16 protein-coding genes are annotated in these 21498 nt (G+C 47.6%); 1 reads left to right on the forward strand and 15 read right to left on the reverse strand.

The window, feature by feature from the left end:
- Nucleotides 1–48: 48 nt before the first annotated feature.
- The 12 genes from DPQ25_RS00715 to DPQ25_RS00775 all read right to left on the reverse strand — a co-directional run bounded on the left by DPQ25_RS00715 (nt 49) and on the right by DPQ25_RS00775 (nt 16725).
- On the reverse strand, nt 49–2184 hold the full coding sequence (locus DPQ25_RS00715) for a SipW-dependent-type signal peptide-containing protein (RefSeq protein ID WP_112331260.1): 2136 nt from the start codon (nt 2182–2184) through the stop codon (nt 49–51).
- A gap of 42 nt (nt 2185–2226) precedes the next feature.
- A complete protein-coding gene (locus DPQ25_RS00720; RefSeq protein WP_112331261.1) occupies nt 2227–3741 on the reverse strand; it encodes a TasA family protein in 1515 nt (504 codons plus the stop codon).
- 62 nt (nt 3742–3803) lie between these two features.
- On the reverse strand, nt 3804–4556 hold the full coding sequence (locus DPQ25_RS00725) for a signal peptidase I (RefSeq protein ID WP_112331262.1): 753 nt from the start codon (nt 4554–4556) through the stop codon (nt 3804–3806).
- 146 nt (nt 4557–4702) lie between these two features.
- Complete coding sequence (locus DPQ25_RS00730) at nt 4703–6670, reverse strand: TasA family protein (RefSeq protein WP_112331263.1); 1968 nt, start codon at nt 6668–6670, stop codon at nt 4703–4705.
- A 63-nt stretch (nt 6671–6733) separates the two neighbouring features.
- Nucleotides 6734–8920 (reverse strand): TasA family protein, encoded by a 2187-nt coding sequence (locus DPQ25_RS00735; RefSeq protein ID WP_112331264.1) that lies wholly within the window; start codon nt 8918–8920, stop codon nt 6734–6736.
- A 127-nt stretch (nt 8921–9047) separates the two neighbouring features.
- Nucleotides 9048–10643, reverse strand: coding sequence for a right-handed parallel beta-helix repeat-containing protein (locus tag DPQ25_RS00740; protein ID WP_112331265.1), 1596 nt, complete (start codon nt 10641–10643; stop codon nt 9048–9050).
- Nucleotides 10644–10910: 267 nt separating this feature from the next.
- A complete protein-coding gene (locus tag DPQ25_RS00745; protein WP_112331266.1) occupies nt 10911–11456 on the reverse strand; it encodes a TasA family protein in 546 nt (181 codons plus the stop codon).
- Nucleotides 11443–12306 (reverse strand): LPXTG cell wall anchor domain-containing protein, encoded by an 864-nt coding sequence (locus DPQ25_RS00750; RefSeq protein WP_112331267.1) that lies wholly within the window; start codon nt 12304–12306, stop codon nt 11443–11445. The genes DPQ25_RS00745 and DPQ25_RS00750 overlap by 14 nt, the downstream gene beginning before the upstream one ends.
- Nucleotides 12307–12605: 299 nt before the next feature.
- On the reverse strand, nt 12606–13433 hold the full coding sequence (locus tag DPQ25_RS00755; protein WP_112331268.1) for a tyrosine-type recombinase/integrase: 828 nt from the start codon (nt 13431–13433) through the stop codon (nt 12606–12608).
- A gap of 188 nt (nt 13434–13621) precedes the next feature.
- Nucleotides 13622–15598 (reverse strand): GLUG motif-containing protein, encoded by a 1977-nt coding sequence (locus DPQ25_RS00760; RefSeq protein ID WP_112331269.1) that lies wholly within the window; start codon nt 15596–15598, stop codon nt 13622–13624.
- Between the two features lie 556 nt (nt 15599–16154).
- Nucleotides 16155–16337, reverse strand: a complete 183-nt coding sequence (locus tag DPQ25_RS00770) for a helix-turn-helix domain-containing protein (protein ID WP_112331271.1) — start codon at nt 16335–16337, stop codon at nt 16155–16157.
- A gap of 1 nt (nt 16338) precedes the next feature.
- Nucleotides 16339–16725, reverse strand: a complete 387-nt coding sequence (locus DPQ25_RS00775; protein WP_177576775.1) for a sigma-70 family RNA polymerase sigma factor — start codon at nt 16723–16725, stop codon at nt 16339–16341.
- Between the two features lie 448 nt (nt 16726–17173).
- Here DPQ25_RS00775 and DPQ25_RS00780 point away from each other — a divergent pair, with 448 nt between their 5' ends.
- A complete protein-coding gene (locus DPQ25_RS00780; RefSeq protein ID WP_112331273.1) occupies nt 17174–17503 on the forward strand; it encodes a helix-turn-helix domain-containing protein in 330 nt (109 codons plus the stop codon).
- A 143-nt stretch (nt 17504–17646) separates the two neighbouring features.
- Here DPQ25_RS00780 and DPQ25_RS00785 read toward each other — a convergent pair whose 3' ends face one another.
- The 3 genes from DPQ25_RS00785 to DPQ25_RS00795 form a co-directional block, all read right to left on the reverse strand.
- Complete coding sequence (locus DPQ25_RS00785; RefSeq protein ID WP_177576776.1) at nt 17647–19167, reverse strand: InlB B-repeat-containing protein; 1521 nt, start codon at nt 19165–19167, stop codon at nt 17647–17649.
- 72 nt (nt 19168–19239) lie between these two features.
- Complete coding sequence (locus tag DPQ25_RS00790; RefSeq protein ID WP_112331275.1) at nt 19240–20844, reverse strand: hypothetical protein; 1605 nt, start codon at nt 20842–20844, stop codon at nt 19240–19242.
- 17 nt (nt 20845–20861) lie between these two features.
- Nucleotides 20862–21449, reverse strand: coding sequence for a zinc ribbon domain-containing protein (locus tag DPQ25_RS00795; protein ID WP_242978174.1), 588 nt, complete (start codon nt 21447–21449; stop codon nt 20862–20864).
- Between the last annotated feature and the right edge of the window lie 49 nt (nt 21450–21498).

Raw genomic sequence — 21498 nt, forward strand, 5'->3', positions numbered from 1 at the left:
CGGCATTATGTCATCAGCTCATTGCTGTTGGCACCGGATTTTCATTCCTTATTTAGAAAAATCCGTATCAAGGTAGCTATTGTCCGTTCCAATCGGCGTAAACGTACAGCCGCCCATGGTCAGCCCCTCTACCGCTGTAGGCTTCGACCACGTTTTGCTGTACTCAATGCCCGTTCCAACGCGGGTAATAGCCGCATCAGAAATAGCCAGGGTACCCGCATAACGGATTGTTGGGTTAGGCGCCCAACCATCAGCAGTACGGTCGGTAATAAAGGTTCCGCCTTGAATCACAGCTTTACCTGTTTCGTTTTTCAGGTTTACCGCCATGCTGTATTTACCATTTACCGTAACGTCGGTCAGAGCGTTTTCAGAAGCATTTGAGTAAATCCCATAAGCATTCATTACCGAATCCGGTCCTACATTTATAACAGCATTGCTTACTGTCAAGGAAGAGCCCAGCGTATGGATTGTACCGGCCGTTCCTTTTACCGAGATATTGTAGGCACCGCCATTGAGTACAATCTTGGAGCCCATACCGCCATACACAGCCCAACCATTCTCTGACTTGGAATTAACCATAAAGTTTTCACCCGCATTGACAATCAGAGTGCCGCCGTTATTGAATTTTCTGTCTGCATAGAGGACGCCGTTTATAACGCCGTTGCCCTCAATGGTTAAGGTCCCTGTCCCCTCCGTTGTTTTCAGGGAGCCTTTTCCATCGTTGACGGTCAGCGTCTTGCCATTCATATTCAGAACGGTGCCGTCAGCAAAACGGAGGTCGGCGCTCAGGGCAATATCCTTTGTCAAACGGATTTTCCCGCCGTTTTCTGCGGCTTTCATCAATTCGTCAGCGTTGGAAACCTGCGTTCCTGCTTCTGGATCCGGAACAACCGTATACCAGATATCCCCATTGTCCTTAGTTTCAGAAATAACCTTGTAACCATCCGCCACAAAATTATCGTTTTGTCCGGCCGGCTCCGTGCCAGTATGAGACGGATCACAGTTAATGAAGGTTCCTCCATAAACGGTAATCGTTCCCGTGCTGTTATCCCGCTGATTCAGGACGTAAGGCCTGCCGTCCGCATCAATTCCATCGCAGCTGAACAATCCGCCTTTAATCACAATTTCGCCGCCGTCGTTGAAAATGCAGCTGGCATTATTTCGGCCGATAAAGGTACCGCTTTCGATAGTCAGCTTACCGCCGGCATCCACAGTCACTGCTGTTCCATTTTTTTCCTTTGCTTTAGAAGCGTCCGCTGTACCGTTTCCTGTAATTGTCAAATTACCGCCCTGATTCACATGAATCAAAGCATTTTGACCGGTTGTAGTCAATGTATTTCCATTCAAATCCAGTTTTGTCTGGAACCCTATAGACCAGCCATAGTAACGGTCAGCGTCTCCACCCAGCAGATACGCTGGTTTTTCTGACTGCAACGCATTGTACAACAAGGTGCCGTTTTTCTTTGCATCACCGGTATCACTCAGCGGATAAGGCAGGTCTTTATCATAATCATTGCCAAAGCTATCCGATTCGCTCTCCACCTGTGTAGCTGTCACAGCCAAAGAAAAACGGATCCATGGAGCGTCATCGCCCACATGATTGGCTTCATTGCCTACAGTTTCCGGCATATAGACCAGGAACGCCAGATAATCCGCGGATTCCTGTCCGTCCTTCGCCGGCAGAAGTGTCTTTTCCTGCGTGAAACTATCATAATCAACCGATTCGGTGATGGCCTTCAGAGCGTCTTCTCTTTTTGCAAAGGTACCCTTGGCCGCGTTTTTGTCAGCCACAATTCCCAATTCCAGATAATCGGATAAAAGGATTGGTTCGCCGTCCCGGTTGTAAGAATACCGATACTCAAAGGTATCAATCGTGGAAAGCCGGTACTTCAAAGCCAGGTTTCCTTTGTTGGACACCTTGAGATACACAATCTCAGCATGGCCTGGCTCCCACTGGGTCGTCTCGTCAAAAAGGACGGCGTCCTTTGCACTGACATACTGTTGGGTCTCTTCATCCCAATACTCCAGTTCCACATCCAGATTACCGGCTACAATCTTGTTATGCCCGCTGGTAACGCTGTCTGTAAACCAGGCAAAGGTGCTTCCTATCAGCATGGCCGCACACAGCACGACGGACAGGATGCTCGCCAGCAGTGCGCGCTTCGTATGTTTGCTCTGTGTCATTGTTGTTCTTTCTCCTTATGAACTTTTCAATGTTTTTGTTCTTTATTTAGAGACTATAAAATAGCCATCAGACTCTGTTACCGTGCCGGAATTATTATTCATATAGTTTGTAGGATCTGTTTTAAAGCTTCCGCCGGTGATAGTGTAGCCTTGGTAATAATTTTGGGGATTGCTTGAATTTCCGTAAAACATGTAATGGCTATCCCCATGGCCGCATTTATTTCCGGTGTGGTTAAAGGTTCCGCCTGAAATATGGCAGGTCGCATATTCATATCCTTTCGATACAGAAGCGTAAACAGGACCGTTAAAGATACCATCATTGATATTCCATGTTCCGTAGGTGGCAGATACATCGCTGTTAAAAGTTCCTCCATTGATGGTTACAGTGGCGGGATTTGCCTTATTGCCAAAGTTCATTATTCCATCGAATGTTCCGCCGTTTATTTCAATTGTTTCGCCCTGTGTTGTATTAAATAATGTCCCTGTGCTGGAAAAGTGGCCGTCGTTAATGATCCAATGAGAGTGCCCCGCTGTATTTTGGCCGGTGATTGTTCCGCCGTTAATAACAACGGTAGCGGAAGAGGAGCTTATCTTCGTATGGGTTCCGGATTCTATAGTAAGAACAGCATCCTTTCGGGCGCTTATCCCATTTGTAGTGCCTTTCTCTTCTCCCGTGCTGTTGTCCATAATGGTCACGTTGCCGTTTACTGTAAGCCCGTTGGTGAGATTTTTCCCGTTTAAGTCTATAACAGCGTTGTTCTCAGGATTTAATGTGACCGTCTCGGTAATATCAGTCGAGAGGATGTATTTTCCATCTCCACTAATATCGTCGGCTGAATCAACCTTTTGCCAGCCTCCGGGTAAAACCGCATCTGCATCATAATCGTTGCCAAAGCTATCTGTTTCATATGTATACTGTGTGGCAACAAGGTTCACGCCCAGATCGATAGAGGGAACCGCATCGCCGCGATAGTTGGCTTCGTTGCCGACCTCTGTGGGCATATACACCACAAGGGCGATGTACTGCTCGGAGGGCTTGCCATCTATTTCCTCTGGATACAGTTCGCTTTCTTTGGTATAATCGGAAAGTCCCAACGTGTCGCCCGCCGCTGCCCATGCTTCCTCGCGGGTCGCATATTTGGCAATCTCGGTGCCGCTCTCTACCTGCCCGAATACCAGATAGTCGGAAAGGCGGCAGCCCTCCTTGCCGAGCGCGTTGGTAAAGGTGGTTTCATTTTCCGCTGTCACCGCAAGCTGATATTTCAGCGCCAGCGTTCCGGCATTTTTCACCCGAAGATAGACCACTTCCGTGTGCCCCGGCTCCCAAAGCGCGTCTTCCTGAAACAGCTTGGTAGTCTCTGTAACGGGGTTCCATTTGCCCTCCTGGTTCCTGTACTCCAGCTCTACATCCAGATTGCCCGCCACAATCTTATTGTTGCCGCTGGTGACGGAATCGGTAAACCATGCAAAGGTGGAACCGATGAGCATTGCGCAGCATAAAACTACGGACAAAATGCTTGCCAGCAGTGCGCGTTTCGTATGTTTGCTGTTTGTCATTGTTATTTCCTCCTTAAATTTACTTTAACCATATGTAAAATCACATTCAGCGCGTATTCACCTTATAGAACGGATTCTTTCTCCTCCGACTGCTCCTGCTGTTCCTCCGCCGCCGATTCCCGGCCCGACAATTCGTTTTTCAGCTTCAGCAGCTCAGCCATCATCTTCTGCGATTCCGCCTGCTGTTCCTCCAGCCGCTGCCGCTCCGCCGCCATTTCTGCCCGTTCTTTTTCACGTAAGGCCTCCAGTTCGGCAAGCTGCTCCCGTTTATATTGCCGGAACAGCCGGATACTGTTGATCCCCTGCACGAGAATCAGAATAAGGAAGGGAAGAAAAATACAGACGATATATCCCGGTACGGTTTTAAGAAAGGCGAAAAAGTTTCCTACCCCGGCCAGCCTGCCTTGGTATTTTCCGAGCACAAAGCTGTATGTTACAATGCTTTCGTCGTTGGTATCGGTGGTGGTGCCGTAGGTGGTAAAACCAGGATTGCCCTCCGCGTCGGTCGTCAATTCCCGAATCTTATGGGTGACAACCTCGCCATAGTTTTCGGGGTTAGTGGACTGGTAGGAAATAATATCCCCTGCCTGTAGGGTGGAAGGATCAACCTCTTTTACCAACACCAGGTCGCCTGCGCTGAAATCAGTCGCGCTCATGGAATCCGAACGCACAATAAAGGCGTGGAAACCAAACAGGCTCCGGTCGGCACGGTCAAAGGTGTTGACCGAGACAATAGTGAAGATCATCATACAAACAGCTAATATCACTACCAGCCAGACAAATATATTTTTAATGATATGTAACGCTTTTTTCATTCCAACACTCCTTTCGCCTGCCCAATTTCAGGCAGTCAAAAGGCACAAACATATGCTTATGCCCTTTGATTGCCTCTCCCCATTATGGAGAGAGGGCTTCTCATCCTTCACATTCCAGATGAAACGATCGTTTAACCTTGTGAACTTCAGCGAATTATCTGATTTCCCGTGAGATTATTCCCCTCAAGATCCACAAACATGAGAGGAGTTTTTCCATCCGCCAGCTGGTGGCGATACGTATTATTTTCCAAAACGCAGGATATAGGATCGGCGCTGCTCTTGCCAAGATCGACGTACTTGACAGCGTATACGGATGCACGGCTGTCGTCAGAGAGCGTGATTTCCGTATCGAAAACCGCGTTTTTAATGGTAACATCCGTGATTTTATAGCTATCGCTGTCACGCCTGTCATAGATCAGCACACAATCGCCAAAAGTGTTCGCCGCACCAAGCTGTTCGCTGGTTTTTATAAAATCAATAGTAGCCTGCTGATCAAAAACCTTCGCCTGATTATTAAAACCTGTCGCGTGGTATTGGCCGCCGTCAATGGTAAAGCTCCCGCCGGCTACCATGATATGTCCGGTCACATCGCAGTTTTCCAAAACAACCTTTCCGGCAGGGAAATATCCGGCATAGCCACGCCCGGTTGCGTCCGCGGTTTGTCCGATTGTAGAATTCTTAATATGCAGTTTGGAATTAAGAGATTGCGAACCATTGGTGGAGATCGTTAACGCCTGACTGGCTTTTGATAAAAGCGTACAGTTTTCAATGGTAACATCCGCATCCCCCATTACCAATATCGGGCCGCTGGATGCGCTTGCGGCTGTGCAGACAATCGTACCGTTTTTAATAATGCATTTCCCGCCGCTTACAGTCAGGCCGTTTTTATGGCTGATAGACAGCGTATGTCCCTGCAGATCGATAACACATTCATTTTTAGTAGTCAGGGCTTTGGGATAGGTAAGGTTTTTTTCAAAAAGGAAGGTGCCTCCATATTGGAGGGACAATAAATTGTTAGCGCTTTTGACCGTGTAAATTGTTCCCCAACGTATTTCGAACGGGCTGAACGTAGAGGTTGACAGGGTCAGGAGCCCGGTGTTGGGATCGTAATGAAATTGCTGATCCTGCAAATTCTCCGCACTGTCTGCCTTCGTCATAGCCGTACCGTTATGGGATACCGTCACGCTGGTCAGATTTTTATCAATGGTCTTTGTGACAACGGCGGGAGCAGACAGCGTTACCGGCGAACCGTCCGGCATACACAGGGAAATATCATAGGAAACAGACGTAGCGGCAGAAGACACTTTTTTAACCGAGAGCACCGCGCTCATATCCTTGGCTACAGCGTTTGCCGGAATATCAATCTTTGTTCCGTCCGCGTCTGTAATGGTTCCGCCTGCGGCAATGGTAATATTGCCAGAGCCGACTCCCTTGTCATAATTGTCGCCAAAGCTGTCCGCTTCGTACGGGGTCTGCGTGGCAACAAGGTTCACGCCCAGATCGATAGAGGGAACCGCATCGCCGCGATAGTTGGCTTCGTTGCCGACCTCTGTGGGCATATACACCACAAGGGCGATGTACTGCTCGGAGGGCTTGCCATCTATTTCCTCTGGATACAGTTCGCTTTCTTTGGTATAATCGGAAAGTCCCAACGTGTCGCCCGCCGCTGCCCATGCTTCCTCGCGGGTCGCATATTCGACAATTTCCGTATCGCTTTCTACCTGCCCGAATACCAGATAGTCGGAAAGGCGGCAGCCCTCCTTGCCGAGCGCGTTGGTAAAGGTGGTTTCGTTTGCCGCTGTCACCGCAAGCTGATATTTCAGCGCCAGCGTTCCGGCATTTTTCACCCGAAGATAGACCACTTCCGTGTGTCCCGGCTCCCAAAGCGCGTCTTCCTGAAACAGCTTGGTAGTCTCTGTAACGGGGTTCCATTTGCCCTCCTGGTTCCTGTACTCCAGCTCTACATCCAGATTGCCCGCCACAATCTTATTGTTGCCGCTGGTGACGGAATCGGTGAACCATGCAAAGGTGGAACCCACCAGCATGGCCGCACACAGCACGACGGACAGGATGCTTGCCAGCAGTGCGCGTTTCGTATGTTTGCTGTTGGCCATTTGTAATCCCTCCTGTGTGATTTTATCGTCCTTTCCGAAAAGCCGCTGAAAAATTCAATCATACTACTGAGCAGGATATGCGATATCCGTTCCGTCAATCCCGATAAACATAAGTGGCTCCTGCCCGCCGGCCAATTTATGATTATAGGTGTTGCCTGTAATATTCAGCCTTCCGCGCTCCGCGTCGGGAATATTATTGTAGTCAACATACTTGATGGCATAAGCGGCCGCTTTGCTGCCATCTTTCAGGGTCAGCTCCGTATTAAAGGTCGCATTCCGGATGGTCACATTGGGTGCGCCATAGCCGCTGCTTCTGCGGTCCATAATCAGAATAGCATCGCCCATATGTCCACAGCCGTCTTTTTGGGCAAAGTTCTTCATATAACTGATTGTATCGTCTTTATGCCAGATTTTCGGCTGACCGCTGTAGCCGTCCGCCGTATAGGTTCCGCCGTCAATGGTCACATCGCCGCCGGAAATAATCACCGCGCCCGTCACATTGCAGTTTTCCATTGTTATGGTACCTGCCGGAAAATAACAGGCATAATTCTGATTAGCGGTAATATTGGTGTTCCGCATAACCACGGCCGCATCTTTTGATTGACTGCCGTTTGTAGAAACAGCATAGCCCATGCCTTGAGGATAGATGATATCGCAGTTCTCAATGCAGACCTTGGCTGAATCCTGTGCGAATACAACAGAGGCCTTATTTTTATTATCAACAGAAAGCTTACCGCCTGACACGGTCACGTCCGCCGAGCCGGTTGCATTAATTAAATTGAGTGTTGCCGTGCTCTTGAGTTCCTTGCCGTTCAAGTTGATTTGCACTTTTTCATCCGACAGTGCCAGCGGACTCGACAGGCTGACGTTTTCCGTCAGGATAACAGTGCCGCCTTGCTCAACGGCTTCCCCCAGTTCTTCGGCGTTGGCAGCGGCTTTGCCGACTGTGTACCATCCATCGTTCTCGACTACGCTAAGACCAGCAGCCACAAAGTTGGTACCTTTACCCTCTGCAGCATTGTCAGCCGGATTGAAGACATGGAAGCGGCCACCGTTGACGGTGATTTTGGCCGTATCGTTTTCATAGTTCTGGTCGTAACAATTCAGCATGAATCTATACTGATCTGCACCCGTACCGTCCTCTAGCTGCTGAATGTTAAATGTTCCGCCATTAATAATCAGTTCTCCGGTATGTACATATACGGCGGAAATATTTCCGATGAACGTGCCGCTCTCGATAGTCAGCTTGCCGCCATACTGAAGATCCGCTACATAAGAATCATTTTCCTTTGCCTGAACAGTCCCGTTTCCGGTGATGGTCAGTTCGCCGCCTCTGACAGAGAAAACAGACCAATTGTTTTTCTGCTGATTCCAGATATCTTTCGCATTGGTCAATGTTTTGCCGTTCATATCCACGGTAACGGATTTTCCGTCTTCGACCGTAATCGGAGCGGCCTCACTCAGCTGAATATTATCGGTCAGAATCACAGCACCGCCATTCTCCACGTTTGCAATGGCGTCCTTCAACTGCGCCTCTGTCGCGGCATACTCTATCGGATAAGCCGCATCCTCGTCATAATCGTTTCCAAAACTGTCTTTCTCCACGGTATCCTGTGTTGCAACCAGGCTGATGCCCATATCAATAGAAGGCGCCTGTTTGCCTGTACCATGGTTGGCTTCGTTGCCGACGTCCTCCGGCATATAAACGACCATCGCCAGAACTTCGGGATCCGCGTTTTTCACCATAGCTCCCTCTTTGGAATAGCCGGCAGAAATAAGCTGGGCGTCAGTGGCAACAGCCTCCCTCGCAGCTGCACGGCCGGCCGCGTCCTGAGAATAAGCAGTTTCCGGAGCAGCCACAACACCAAACTTGATAAAGTTCGACAGGTCGATCTCCTTACCGTCCGCCGTCTGACCAATCACCTTATCCGCTACATGGATAGCGAACTTGTACTTGAGCGCCAGCGAGCCTGCGTTTGATACCCGTAGATAGACGACCTCGGTATAGCCAGGCTCCCAAAGGGTTCCATCCTTGAATACGTTAGTGTTTGTGTCAACATCCTCCCAGTTCTGCAGGTCTGTGCTGTACTCCAGCTTCACGTCCAGATTTCCCGCGACAATCTTGTTGTTTCCGCTTGTCACGGAATCAGTGAACCATGCAAAAGTGGAACCCACCAGCATGGCCGCACACAGCACGACAGACAGGATGCTCGCCAGCAGTGCGCGCTTCGTATGTTTGCTCTGTGTCATTGTTATTCATCCTCCTTGTGAACTTTTTCAATGGGACGTATGTAACTCCTATGCCGCATATTTCCACCCCTGAGGGGCAGATTCCATGCGATCGTGTTGTATCTCTGACAACTTTAAAAATATAGCATCAGTTGCCGGATGCTGGAGTAGTTTTCCAATACGTTCCGTTTTTGTATGCAGACGCAGGGGAATATCCATTTGTATAATCAACCTGTTCACTGTCGGTTTCAATCTTAAAGCCGTCTGCTATCGTGATATTTACAAAATTCAGACTTCCGCGAACCAGCTCCGGCGCAATAGATGCCGTATTACTATTTGTAACAACAACATTTTCGCCTATGACCGCAGAACAATCTCCTGATACCCGTATGCCTGTTGCAGACTTTGTACCGCTCAGCGCAATCGTGACATCGCTGATCTCCGTATCAGACTGATTGTTGACATAAATAGCGGTACCGCCAGCAACCTCAAACTTGCTGTTTCTGATAATATTTCCATTACAATGGTTGTTCATCTGGATACCTATCGCAGAGCCCTCCAATTTAAAGGAACAGTCAGCAACAGAGGTTGGTCTTGAACAGAATATCCCATAGCCATCGCCGCTTACATTGAATTTACAGTTTTCAAATTCAGTGAAGCCAACGCCTTGGACGCCATAACTCGAAGAATTTCCCGTTACGTTAAAGGTGACATTTCTAAAGACTGAATTGCTTTTGGATGTTTTCGTATATACAGCTGTACAGTCGCTTACATTCACCGTACCGTTCAGGAACGTAACATCACTGCCGTCAGCCAGTATTCCTCCGGTAAAATATGAATCATTAACACCTTTTTTAAAGGTAATTTCTTTCCCCGCAAGGTCAAAAATTACTTCTTTATCACCGCTGATTTTATAGTGATATTTCCAAGTATCGCCGGGATTTCCGATTTGATCCAGCACAATATTATCTTTCAAATGAATAGCGGTTGTTTCGCCTTCTTTAGCCTCAGACAAAGCAGTCAGGAGTTCTTCACTCGTTTCTGCGTCATGGTGGGCATCGGCTATAACCGGATATTCCGCATTTGCGTCATAATCGTTGCCAAAGCCGTCCGCTTCGTACGGGGTCTGCGTAGCAACAAGGTTCACGCCCAGATCAACAGAGGGGATCACATCACCGCGATAGTTAGCTTCGTTGCCGACCTCTGTGGGCATATATACAACAATCGCAAGATATTCGTCTTCCGCTTTCGCGTTAAGAGTCCCTTCCTTGCTGTACTCTGTCAGCGCAGCAGGATTTTTCACAGCGCTAACCGCTGCATCACGATTGTCAAAAGCCATTTTCTGATCTTCTACCACACCATATTTCAGGTATTGGGATAGTTTAAAGGTCTCGCCATTTACATTGGTCGCCTCAGTTTCGGAATCAATGTTCATGGCGAATTTGTACTTAAGCGCCAAGCTTCCCAGATTTTTGATGCGCAGATAGACAACCTCCGCATGGCCGGGTTCCCAAAGGGCGTCTTTCTTAAAGAGCTCTGTTGCGTCCTGTACAGGGTTCCATGTCTCAAAATCTGTAGTGTACTCCAATTCAATGTCCAGATTGCCTGCGACGATCTTGTTGTTTCCGCTTGTCACGGAATCAGTGAACCATGCAAAGGTGCTTCCTATCAGCATGGCCGCACACAGCACGACGGACAGGATGCTCGCCAGCAGTGCGCGCTTGGTATGTTTGCTCTGTGTCATTGTTCTAACACTCCCATATAATTTTGTCGGCTTTTTCCGGGATAAGCGCTCTCCGAAGAAATGCCGCCAAAAATCAGAGAGGCTATTAAGTCTTGGTTCTTCCCCACTTTTCCGAAAGGTTCAGCATATTGCCTAAAGCGGGGCTGTTATACCCCCCCCCGTGGTGAATTTCACCAGTTGTGCAATTTGCATAGCTTTTTCCTCCTTGCACATTGGGTATGCCTTGTGGCATTATGTCATCAACTCATTGCCGTTGGCACCGGATTTTCAGTCAAATAATTGCTGCGGATTGTTTTTGGTCTGTACCGCGTCAGCCTTCAAATCGAAAGAGAGATATTGGGTCTGTCCGCTGTTACCGGCTTCCTCGGGATAATGGAATGTGATCGTCAGCTCCCGGCGCTCGTTCAGTTTCAAAATATCGTTCGCCGCGGTGGTCTGTTCTTTCTGCAAATCAGTAGCTTTACCGCTGTACAGCACGGTATCTCCATTCCGGATGCTCACGTCCAGCACATCGGCCAGGCCGCCCTCCACATTGTCGAGGTACAGCTTATAATACACATCCCATGTTCCCTGATTTTCGAGGAAGAAATCCTTTTCCACCGTCATACCCGGCTCAAACAGGAATTCGTCTTCTTCAATCACCGGTTTGCCGTCATTAAGATTAACCTTAATCTCGCCTGTCTGAAAAAGGTTATTGTCTACAGCCACCATAGAATAGGCAAGCGCAAAAGTCGTGATGCAAAGACAGACAGCAAGGATTATAACAGTGGCAATACTTGCCGTCAGCTTTTTTGCGGTTTTAGGCCTGCTCATGCTGTCCGTCCTCCTTTCTGCGTTTCCAAAGCAATACAAGCAACAGCAAGGACGAACCTGCTAAAACTACCCATAGCACAATATTCGTATTGTCGCCGGTCTGCGGCGGGGTCAGTCCGCCCTCATCCTTGACATACCATTCAAAGTCCGCTTTCAGCGCCGCCGCCTGATACTCGTTGCCGACCGAAGTGTCCAGCGATACGTCGATCCGATAATAGGCGGTCGTCTTGCCTTCCGCATTCTTTTTGAGCAGTTCGGAGAACTCGCTGCCGTTTACTTCGGAAAAAGGCGCGTCGCACAGCACCTTACCGGTTTCCAGATGGGTGACCTTGATATGCAGCACATCAACGAGGTTTTTGGTCTGCTCTGTAACTTCTGTCTTAAAAAACAGCTCTAAGTCTGCGTTATGGTGCGCTCGGATACAAAAATACTTTGTCTCGGTATCGCCGGGCATCATGTTTTTTACTTCAAACCGCTGGTTGTCGCCCGGCTTTCCCTCATATAGTTCCAGCTTAACGGCAACGGGCTTGTCCGCCGCGGCGGAGTTGTTTTCACCAGCCCCATTACCGCCATTGGACGTATCTGTCCGGCTGGCGGCAGATTCGCCGTCGGCCGTGGAGGCTGTTCCCGGCTGGCTGCTGTTTTCTGCCGGATCTTTCTGCGGCTCCGCGTCTTCTTGGCCGATCAGGTTATCCGGCACGGTTGCCGTAGACTGTGCCGGGGCAAAGAATTGAAGATAGATATAACGCGCCGCAAGGCCGCCCGCGCTGAGTACCAGCAGGACAGCCAGAATTATAATGACGATTTTCAGCCGCGAAGATTTCGGCGTTGCTTGCTCCGGAACTCCCATAGCCGACAATCACCGTCCTTTATTTTATTTTCCTGTAGCTTGACGACATAAGACTGATTATGTCGCAGACAGCAATGGAAATCGAACAATGAATCAACTTATATATGTGTAAAAAAGATCCCGAAATATCTTCGGTAAATCAAAAGGGCGCGAAAAAACAGCCGGAAGAAAAAGATAAGTAATCCCGGCTTGGTTTTCGTGGCTTTTTTAACGATATATATTGCGAAACAGGTCGGATTATGATATGATAGAATAAAATAAAATGGTATAGTTATGTGGACTTGACGACATAATCAGTCTTATGTCATCAGTAATTTTTCGACTCGTTCCAGCCGGCATCTGTGTTCGTTTCCGGTTTCCATGGTATAAATGCGTGTGGTATCAACGCTGCTGTGGCCCAGCAAATCGGCCAGACGCACAATGTCCTTTTCGAGCGAATAAAATGCCCGGGCAAACAGATGGCGCAGATTGTGTGGGAACACCTTGTTTGGAGATACCCCCGCCCGTTCGCAAAGGGCTTTCATATCCCTCCAGATGTTCTTCCGATTTAATGGTTTCCCACTCTTGGTCACAAAAATTGTTCCGGCCGTAATGCCGGATTTTTTCATATATGGCTTTAACAGCTTCTGAATCGACGTGGGGATGAAAATGACCCGCGTCTTATTTTTGCAGTTGACCACTGCTTTGCCTGCCCGCACTGCTTCAGCAGTGATATATTGCAGCTCGCTCACACGGATACCAGTACCGCAGATGGTCTGAATGACCAGCGATATCCGGGTGTTTTTCGCCGCCTTTATCAACTGCTGATATTCCCTCACAGAAAGTTCCTTATCCTCTCTGCTAAAAATCTGCCGCTGGACTCTAAGCGGTTTCACACAGCAGTCCCGCCGTCCGATAAACCGCAGGAAACAGTTAAGTGCGACCAGCATGGAATTGACGCTGGCCGGAGCATACCGTGACGTCAGGTGCTCTTTGTAGGCGATGGTTTCCCTTTTCCCGATTGGTCTGTCCATCAGAAAATCATAGAAACATCGTATATCTCTCAGATATTTTTCAATGGTCGCCGCGCTCTTTTCTTCTACAATCATAAGCTGCTGAAAGCGTTTGATTTCCGCCGTATCGTTCATATTAAAACCTCCAAATATTGATACACTACCGATTTCATTGTACTATATCTTCTTTAAAGGTAAAAAATCAAGAAAACAATCCCGAAAGATACACGGCACGGCAGGCTGCAATGAGAGCCCAGCACATGAAATATTAAAAAAAGAGCCGGGGAATGAATAAATCCATTCCCCGGCTCTTTTATACCAGGTTATTTGCTATATTTTTTCTTTCTGCCATAAAGGACTGTACTGGTCAACCCCGCACCTGCCAGTAGCATAACCACAATCCAAACCATCATATGGTTGGTGTCTCCAGTCTGCGGGCTGTCTGTTCCCGTGCCGGAATTTTCCTTATCAGGATCAGTCGGTTTTGGTGGATCGGTGGGGTCTGTCGTTCCCGTGGCTGGAATTTCCACCGCCGCTTTCTTATAGCCGCAGACAGTGCATTCTTCATGCTTTGATCCGGCTTCTGTGGCGGTCGCTTCCTTGTCAACAACCCACTCATAACTATGGGCAGCTTCATTCAGCTTTTCTCCGCAGTTATTCATGCATTCATTCCAATGGCTGGTTTCATTGTGTTTCCACTCTGTCCCTGCCTTATGTTCGGTTGCCGGGATAATACCATACTCCTCAAGTTTGGTAATTTCATTGTTACCTTCCGCATCGGAAAAATGCTTCTGACAGACTTCACAGGTGTAATATGCTTCCTTGCCGGCCGTGGTGCAGGTGGCTTCCACCTTATCGGTCTTTTTCATGGTATGGCCTGTTTTCTCTATCACACCATAGTTTTCAAGGTCTGTGATCTCTGTATTCCCAGCTTCGTCCTCAAAGTGTTTCTGACAAACTTCACAGGTGTAATATGCTTCCTTACCGGCCGTGGTGCAGGTAGCCTCCACCTTGTCGGTCTTTTGCATGGTATGGCCGCCATAGTAATCTTTACAGATATTGGCCAACACATCATCGCTGTTGCCGCCTGCCACTCCTGCCGAAATGGTTCCATCACCGGCAGCGGCCAAGCCGCTGTTCTTCTCATTGTCAAACGAACAGCCTTCAAATGTGCCGTCTGTGTAACAGCCCACAAAACCGCCCGCTTCATAAGTTGAGGATTCGGAGGTTACCGTTCCCGTTGCATGGCAAGCGGTTGCGGCGACACTATCACTCTCTCCGATAAAGCCGCCGACCTTCGGTTCCCAGCCATCGACCGTGCTGGCAACATCGCCCAAAGCGACACAGTTGTCAAATTCTCCGCTCTCCGCATAACCGGCGAAGCCGCCCAGCCTCCAGTCAGAGCCTTCAATTTTTACATCTGCGGCACATTTTTCATAAACAGATGGTTCAGTGCCATCTAGTCTTGTCGAATAGCTATATCCGACAAAGCCGCCTAACCCCCATGTTCCGGAGACAGTTCCGGATGCCTTGCAATTTTCAAAAGAACTGCCGCCGCCAAGGCCGATGAATCCGCCGCTGTTGCTGGCGCCTGTAACCGATATATTTTCCGCTTTACAGTTTGTTGCTTTGATCCGGTCGCCATACCCAATCATTCCGCCGACATTGTTATGGCCATCGGTTCTTTCTACTACAACCGTACCGGATACGGAGATGTTTTCAAATACAATCTGTTTATCCGGATTGGCCAGGGCATATCCCGCAAGAATACCCGCATGTAATTGCTCAAGCCCATCTTCATTGGCATAGATGTTCGCACTGGAAATGGTTAAATCTTTTGCGCCTACAGTACCTCCATCAATATTTCTAATGTTTCCAAAGAAACCGGCAGAATACTTATCTGTGCGTTCATCTACAATAAGGCCGCTGATCGTCTTATGGTTTCCATCAAGAAAACCCTGAAACGATTTGTTAATAGATGTTCCGCTTAACCCCCATTTATAAATACCTATGGGAACCCAGCGATGTCTGCTCAAATCAATGCTTTCCGTAAGCTTAAAAAACTTTCCCTGATAATTGGATCCCCCGCTTACATCTTTCGAAAGCTTCGCTAATTGTTCTGCAGTCGCAATCTGATAGGGGTCCTGTTCGGTTCCTGTACCGCCTGCAAATTCTGCTGCGGCATAGTCCGTCCATACACTGTCAGGAACATTGTCCGCTGCAAACACCGCCGCCGGAACCATACAGGAAACCATGCAGAGCACCAACAGTACGCTTAAAAATTTGTGTTTCGCTTTCATGTTTTTTACTTCCTTTCATTGAATATTTTTCTCACGCCTGAACGCAAAAAGGCGCATCCCGCCCGTGGTAATTCCACGGACGAAACACACCTATCTGTTTCTGTATTGTAAAAAAGACGCAAAAATGGGCAAAACTATCCTGCCTGCCTGCCTGCCTGCCTGCCTGCCTGCCTGCCTGCCTGCCTGCCTGCCTGATAAAATTATGTTCTGCTCTGCCATAAAAATCAAGCCCTTTTCCCAAAAATCAACTCTGTAAACTTATATAAAATTATAATATCATACTCCCGCGTTTTTTGCAACAATAGATATCTACCAGGAAACAGGTTCGAGAGAAGCACTCGCTTATGCTGAAAACGACTGTGTCGTGAGAAAAGGACGGTTTCAGGAAAAATATATCCATATACAGAAAAAACAGGGCGCTGCAGGCCGCAGGGGGATACTGAATATAGTAGCCCGTTTCATTTCTCAATTGGTTCTTGCTATCGAGTCGGTGCTTTCCATAATCATATCCACCAGATCGGCGTACTCCGCCCCTGCTGTTTTTCATTTTATACGGCTATACCCGAAACCTACGAACGCATTTCAGAAAGACTATACATAGTTCCTGAAACAGATCCTCGTCAAATACACCGTCAACTATCGATTCTTTTAAGAGTAACGGACGGTACATCAGCAAGAGTTCCGTTAACGCTTTATCGTCTCCGGCTTTGGCCTGCAGCAATAACTCCTTGAAATTCATATCAATCTTCACCTCCCAGCATATCACGCAGCTTCTTTACTGTGCGGTAATAAATAGCGGCAACGCCCTTTTCACCCATACCCAGTTCCTTTGCAATCGTCTTGAATTTCTTTTCTTCCAGAACCCTGGCAAGAAAAACATAGCGTTCCTTTTCTCGTATATCTTTGATCGCCTGTGAAAGAGATTCATTTTCAAAGAACACCTCCATTTCAAAAACCTCCTGTGCAAACAATAGTTCATACTGATCCGTTGCCTGCTCCCGTTTCAATCTTGCAATTTTCGCACGGATGAAATCAATCCTTGCATTACTGATTGCAAAAGACAGATAGGATGTGAACTGGTTCTGTAATATGTCATGCTCATTAGAGCCGTTATTTTTATTAAACATAGCTTTCCTCCGTAAATTCAATCTGAGTTTTCGTGTGACAGACTGAACACGGAGGCGGGGGACGGGCTCTCTGCAGGACATAAAAAGAAAAAGCACGCATAAGGACATAAAAGCCCCTCTGCGTGCTTACAAAATAATTACAGACAAAGTGTAATATTCTTGGTGGTGGAAAGTAATATCGTATTATAAAGAGCTGGAATACACATAAAATGAGCCGCAACTCACATTCATGAGCACGGCTCAACTTAGCAAATAACGATGAAACTGAATTGTTGTTTTGCAGGAAGTCAATTCTGTATTGTAGTTTATATGATACCCCTTTCAATATTTTTTTTCATTTTAGACACTCCTACATAACACAATATGAATTAAACCTCATCTTATGTGAACCCCAAGTATATTTATAGGAACTTTAACTCACATTAAAATATATGTGAGATGAGTTACAATGACGAATTATCTTGATGAATTCGCCGCTGAAGTGCGAAGAAAACGGAAACTGTTAAATTTGACACAGCAACAGTTGGCAACGAAACTAAATATGAGTACCCGAACCATCATTGCTCTGGAAAATAACTATAGCAATCCCAAAGGGGAGACCATTTTCCTAATTGCACGGGAACTAAATATCAGTCTTGATTCCATTGTCTTTTCAAACATGACTACGGAGCACATTTCTAAATTGGTCATTGATTTCTTTTCCGGCAAGTCTGATGCCGAAATTCAAAAATATATCGCATTGTGCCAACAGGCAGAACAGCTGAAAGCACAGCGTTAAGCAACTTCATTGCACTTTGAAGTTGCTTTTTTCTTTTGTAAAAAATGGTTAGCTGCGATTAGATAAGCAAAAGGCGGCGGCGGTTTTTAAGCCGTCACCGCCTGTAACTGATGTTGTCAATGAGATAAAATCTCAATCATCGGTTATCGAGCCTGCTGCTTCTTTCTTTTACTGTAAACCGTTGTACCGATTACACCGCCGCAGGATACGAACAGCAGGGCAATCCAAAGCGCCATATTGCTGTTGTCGCCGGTTTTCGGGCTTATTGTTTCATTGCCGGTGTTTGTCCCAACGATTCCGTACTGACTCAAATGATTTGTCTCAAATACAATATAGCCATTTTCTACTGCAGCAGGCAAGGTTTCTTTAATTTCATCATTCAGAATATAAACGACCTCGTATTTTTTATATCCTTTCAAATCCTCCGGCAGAGCAATTCTGATCTTCATTTTGGTGTTGCTGATCTTCACAACATTGTTGTTTCCGTCCAGCACATTGATGTCCGCAACGAATTTCACATTCTTATCTGCCAATTCCTTCTTGACCTCGATGGACTTGATATCCAGCTTGTAATCCTTGCTGACCTCTGTTGCAAATTCGATTTTTGCCTTTGTCTCCCCCGTGCTTTGGAGTTCCTTCACCGTGTCCTTACCGGGATTTTCCGGCTCTCCGGAGGCTTTCGTCCAGGAGGCGTACAAGGTTACATTTTTATATCGTTCGTAGCCGCCGTCATATTTAATCAAAGTATCTTTATCGAATTCATTATTTGTTACCTCGCTATTATCCCAAAGTCTCCAATGAAGATACTTATAATTGTTTCCGCTGCCATCGCTTTTTGTGTTCCAGCCGTTAAAGGTATAGCCCTCTCTAACGGGAACATAGGGCAAAAGTGACATTTCTGCACCCGAGTCTCTGCCGCCTGTATAGTCGTACTTTTTAGCCTCGCTGCCGTCAAGCGTTCCGCCGTTGGCATTTAAGGTCAGTACTATATCGCTATCGTAAAATGCATTTGCGGTAAAAGTTGCAAGAACCTTTACAGCGTCGCTTTCCTTAAAGCAATCAGCCGATATTTCCGTTACAAACTCGCCGTTCAAAGCCCAGCCGACAAAGGTAAAGTCCTCTCTTACGGGAACATATTGAGTTAAATCAACCGTCTGAAAATCGTTTGCGCTGCTTGTCAGGGTCATTTCATACTTGCCGTTTACTTTGCCGCCGACGCCGTCAAGCGTCAGGTAATATGTGCCTGTTCCCTTTAACGGTTCCTCGGAGAATGCTGCGTAAATCTCAAAACCGTTGGTGTATTCCACCTCGTCGTCTTCTACATAAAAGGTACCCTTAGAGTTGAAATTGGACAAGGGTATATCCTCCGGGACTCTTGTTTCGCCTGTCCAATCCGTTGCCCAATAAGCAAATTGCGTTTTGCCGTTGAACGGAAGGACACCCGCAGTCAATTCGGATAAGCTTACCGTTGTGTCGCCGTCTGCAACGTCAAACTTTATCATTTTTGAATAATCGCCGTCAATTTTGCCGTCGCTGCTGGGTACACAGGAAAGAAGCAGGGTATATTTTCCGTCGTCCTTGATTGTAAGTGCATTGACCGTCATTATGCCTGAAATGCTGAATATTGCTACGAGTAATAACAAAAGTGCCGATTTCAATTTCATACTGACTTTCCCTCCTGAGTTTTTGTTAAGGTTTTTTGATTTTTTCATAAGATTTCCTCCTTTATTTAAGCCTTATTTCAAGGCATTTTTACTTTTCTTCCTGCTTGCAATGCCAAGCACAGTCAGGACACCGCCGCTGATGCACAGAACGGCAAACCACAAGGCAAGTCTGCTGTTATCGCCGGTCTGCGGAGAAGATGTATTACCGGGCTTAGCGGGCCGGTCGGCAGAGCCGTTTCCGGAGCTGGTCGCAGGAATTTCAACGGCAGCCTTCTTGTAGCCGCAGACGGAGCATTCCTCGTGCTTGGAGCCTTTTTCGGCTGCGGTTGCTTCCTTGTCAACGAGCCACTTAAAGCTGTGTGCAGTTAAATCTGACTTATCGCCGCAGGAGCACTCGTGCCAATGGTTGGTGGAATCGTATTTCCAATCCGTACCGTAGCTGTGTGTATGTCCGTATGAGATAGGCGTCATAGTAAGGTCGGTTTCGACCCAGAAGCTCTGGGTGTCACTTTCATCGCCTATGCGAGTGTACTCCACTTCCCGGCCGTTGATCTTTAGCTTGGCATCGGGGGAGATGTCGGCAGTATAGGCAGTCACATATACACCGTAGTGATAGGTCTTTCCGGCTTCAAAAGCGGTGATCTTTTTGTTATAAATGTCGCCACCCCACTCCGGCTCTGTAGAAAGAATACCTGTGTCGCTGTCAAGGCTCCACCATTCGCATCTGAATGCGTAAGCTGCATCATCAGATACCGATCCTGTAAATACCGGCTTATCTCCGTCCTTAAAGCTGACGGTGACATCATTTATCTCAATCAAGTCAATTGCCGCTGGGTTGTCCGACTCGGTCGGTATCATCGTTTTAACATTGGGAAGACTCAGGTATCCGTCTGTGGCGGGAACCGCTGTCACTGTGCTTCCGTTCACCGTAGCGGCGACTTCTCTGCCGAAGTCATATTCCCTTTCCGGCATCAGCAGAATGGAATATACATATTTTTTTCCGCTTTCAAACGCAGTAATGGTCGGCAAGGTGCTGTATGCCCCGTCGTCGGAATGCCATACAGCCACGGCCACATCGTTTTCATTTAACTCCTGCCAGCATTCATCTGCAATCCGGTACTTGCCCTGATCGGCGGCGGCTACGGCAGCCGTGGCCCGGGGCGCATCACCGGGGTTGTAGGAAAGGGTTGCGCCGATGATTTCAACGGTGGTGATTTCTGAATCCTCAGGATATTCAGAAATCTGCCTAAAATGGGCCGTGAATGTCACATCACTTTTCACGGTAACTCCGTTCAGTATTTGATCAGAGGAAAGAGCAGTGCCGGCAGGAATTGCAGTATCACTGCCGACCCGGTATACGGTAGCATCGGCTGTCCAGTAGGCGAACTCATATCCTTGATTTGGAAGTAAAGTATCCATGATGCTGCCGGCAAAGCCGAAAGTCTCTGTCTCGGATACATGCAGCTTGTAGTAGTAAGGCTTGTTAACGTCATCGTCAATGCCATAATACACAAACGGAATCTGGTCGTTTTTAGTCATGGTTCCATAATCTCCGGGGTAAAATTTAACAGCATACGCTCCGGAATCCGCAAACGCCGTAATCGGTACGATGGACAGTGCCAAGCACAAAGTCAGCAGAACTGTCAGCAATTTTGTTTTAAGTGTGCGTTCTTTCATAATTTAATAATCCTTTCTTAAAGTTTTTGTCCGCATTCGGAGCAGAATGCGCTTCCCTGTGTAATATCTGCACCGCAATTCGGGCATTTTGTGTTGAGCTTTGTTCCGCAATGATTGCAGAACTTAGAGCCGGCGGTGAGCTGCGCTTTGCAGCTCGGACACACGATCATTCCCACAGCCACCGTCTGACCCGCGCCGGTCACAACCACAGGCTGGCCGCCGGTCATAATGGTAGTTTCGATGACCTGAAACACCTCGCCTGGTAACTTTTTCTGTTTGAATGCACCCATTCCGGCGGTGATCGCCAGCGGCCATGCAACAAACAGACCGATTGCTCCGGCGCCGATTTTATCCGACCACTGTCCTTCGCCGATGTTCACATTCAATTGATTTCCCATAACCGTCATCTGCACGGTAACGGCAAGCCGCATTCCCGTAAGAGTTTTCCATCCGTCCTTCGGCTGGCTCGCCTGCATAACATAGCCCTCCGTAGTCTCGGAGCTTTGCACCTCCATACCCTTCTCGGTGCGAAAGAAACCCTCTAAGCGGGTAACGATCTTTTGCACATCCGTGCCATTTAACATAAATACTCGCGACTCATTCATTTGATTGCCTCCATTCTTTCTGCTATACATTTCATTAGAACGGTTTTAT

The sequence above is a fragment of the Hydrogeniiclostridium mannosilyticum genome (assembly GCF_003268275.1).
Classification (GTDB): domain Bacteria; phylum Bacillota; class Clostridia; order Oscillospirales; family Acutalibacteraceae; genus Hydrogeniiclostridium; species Hydrogeniiclostridium mannosilyticum.

Coding starts and splice junctions, on each gene's coding strand:
- DPQ25_RS00770 (WP_112331271.1), bottom strand. CDS start 16,337: ATGAATTTCAAGGAGTTATTGCTGCAGGCCAAAGCCGGAGACGATAAA.
- DPQ25_RS00795 (WP_242978174.1), bottom strand. CDS start 21,449: ATGAATGAGTCGCGAGTATTTATGTTAAATGGCACGGATGTGCAAAAG.
- DPQ25_RS00780 (WP_112331273.1), top strand. CDS start 17,174: ATGACGAATTATCTTGATGAATTCGCCGCTGAAGTGCGAAGAAAACGG.
- DPQ25_RS00720 (WP_112331261.1), bottom strand. CDS start 3,741: ATGACAAACAGCAAACATACGAAACGCGCACTGCTGGCAAGCATTTTG.
- DPQ25_RS00745 (WP_112331266.1), bottom strand. CDS start 11,456: ATGAGCAGGCCTAAAACCGCAAAAAAGCTGACGGCAAGTATTGCCACT.
- DPQ25_RS00740 (WP_112331265.1), bottom strand. CDS start 10,643: ATGACACAGAGCAAACATACCAAGCGCGCACTGCTGGCGAGCATCCTG.
- DPQ25_RS00755 (WP_112331268.1), bottom strand. CDS start 13,433: ATGAACGATACGGCGGAAATCAAACGCTTTCAGCAGCTTATGATTGTA.
- DPQ25_RS00785 (WP_177576776.1), bottom strand. CDS start 19,167: ATGAAATTGAAATCGGCACTTTTGTTATTACTCGTAGCAATATTCAGC.
- DPQ25_RS00725 (WP_112331262.1), bottom strand. CDS start 4,556: ATGAAAAAAGCGTTACATATCATTAAAAATATATTTGTCTGGCTGGTA.
- DPQ25_RS00775 (WP_177576775.1), bottom strand. CDS start 16,725: ATGTTTAATAAAAATAACGGCTCTAATGAGCATGACATATTACAGAAC.
- DPQ25_RS00715 (WP_112331260.1), bottom strand. CDS start 2,184: ATGACACAGAGCAAACATACGAAGCGCGCACTGCTGGCGAGCATCCTG.
- DPQ25_RS00790 (WP_112331275.1), bottom strand. CDS start 20,844: ATGAAAGAACGCACACTTAAAACAAAATTGCTGACAGTTCTGCTGACT.
- DPQ25_RS00730 (WP_112331263.1), bottom strand. CDS start 6,670: ATGGCCAACAGCAAACATACGAAACGCGCACTGCTGGCAAGCATCCTG.
- DPQ25_RS00750 (WP_112331267.1), bottom strand. CDS start 12,306: ATGGGAGTTCCGGAGCAAGCAACGCCGAAATCTTCGCGGCTGAAAATC.
- DPQ25_RS00735 (WP_112331264.1), bottom strand. CDS start 8,920: ATGACACAGAGCAAACATACGAAGCGCGCACTGCTGGCGAGCATCCTG.
- DPQ25_RS00760 (WP_112331269.1), bottom strand. CDS start 15,598: ATGAAAGCGAAACACAAATTTTTAAGCGTACTGTTGGTGCTCTGCATG.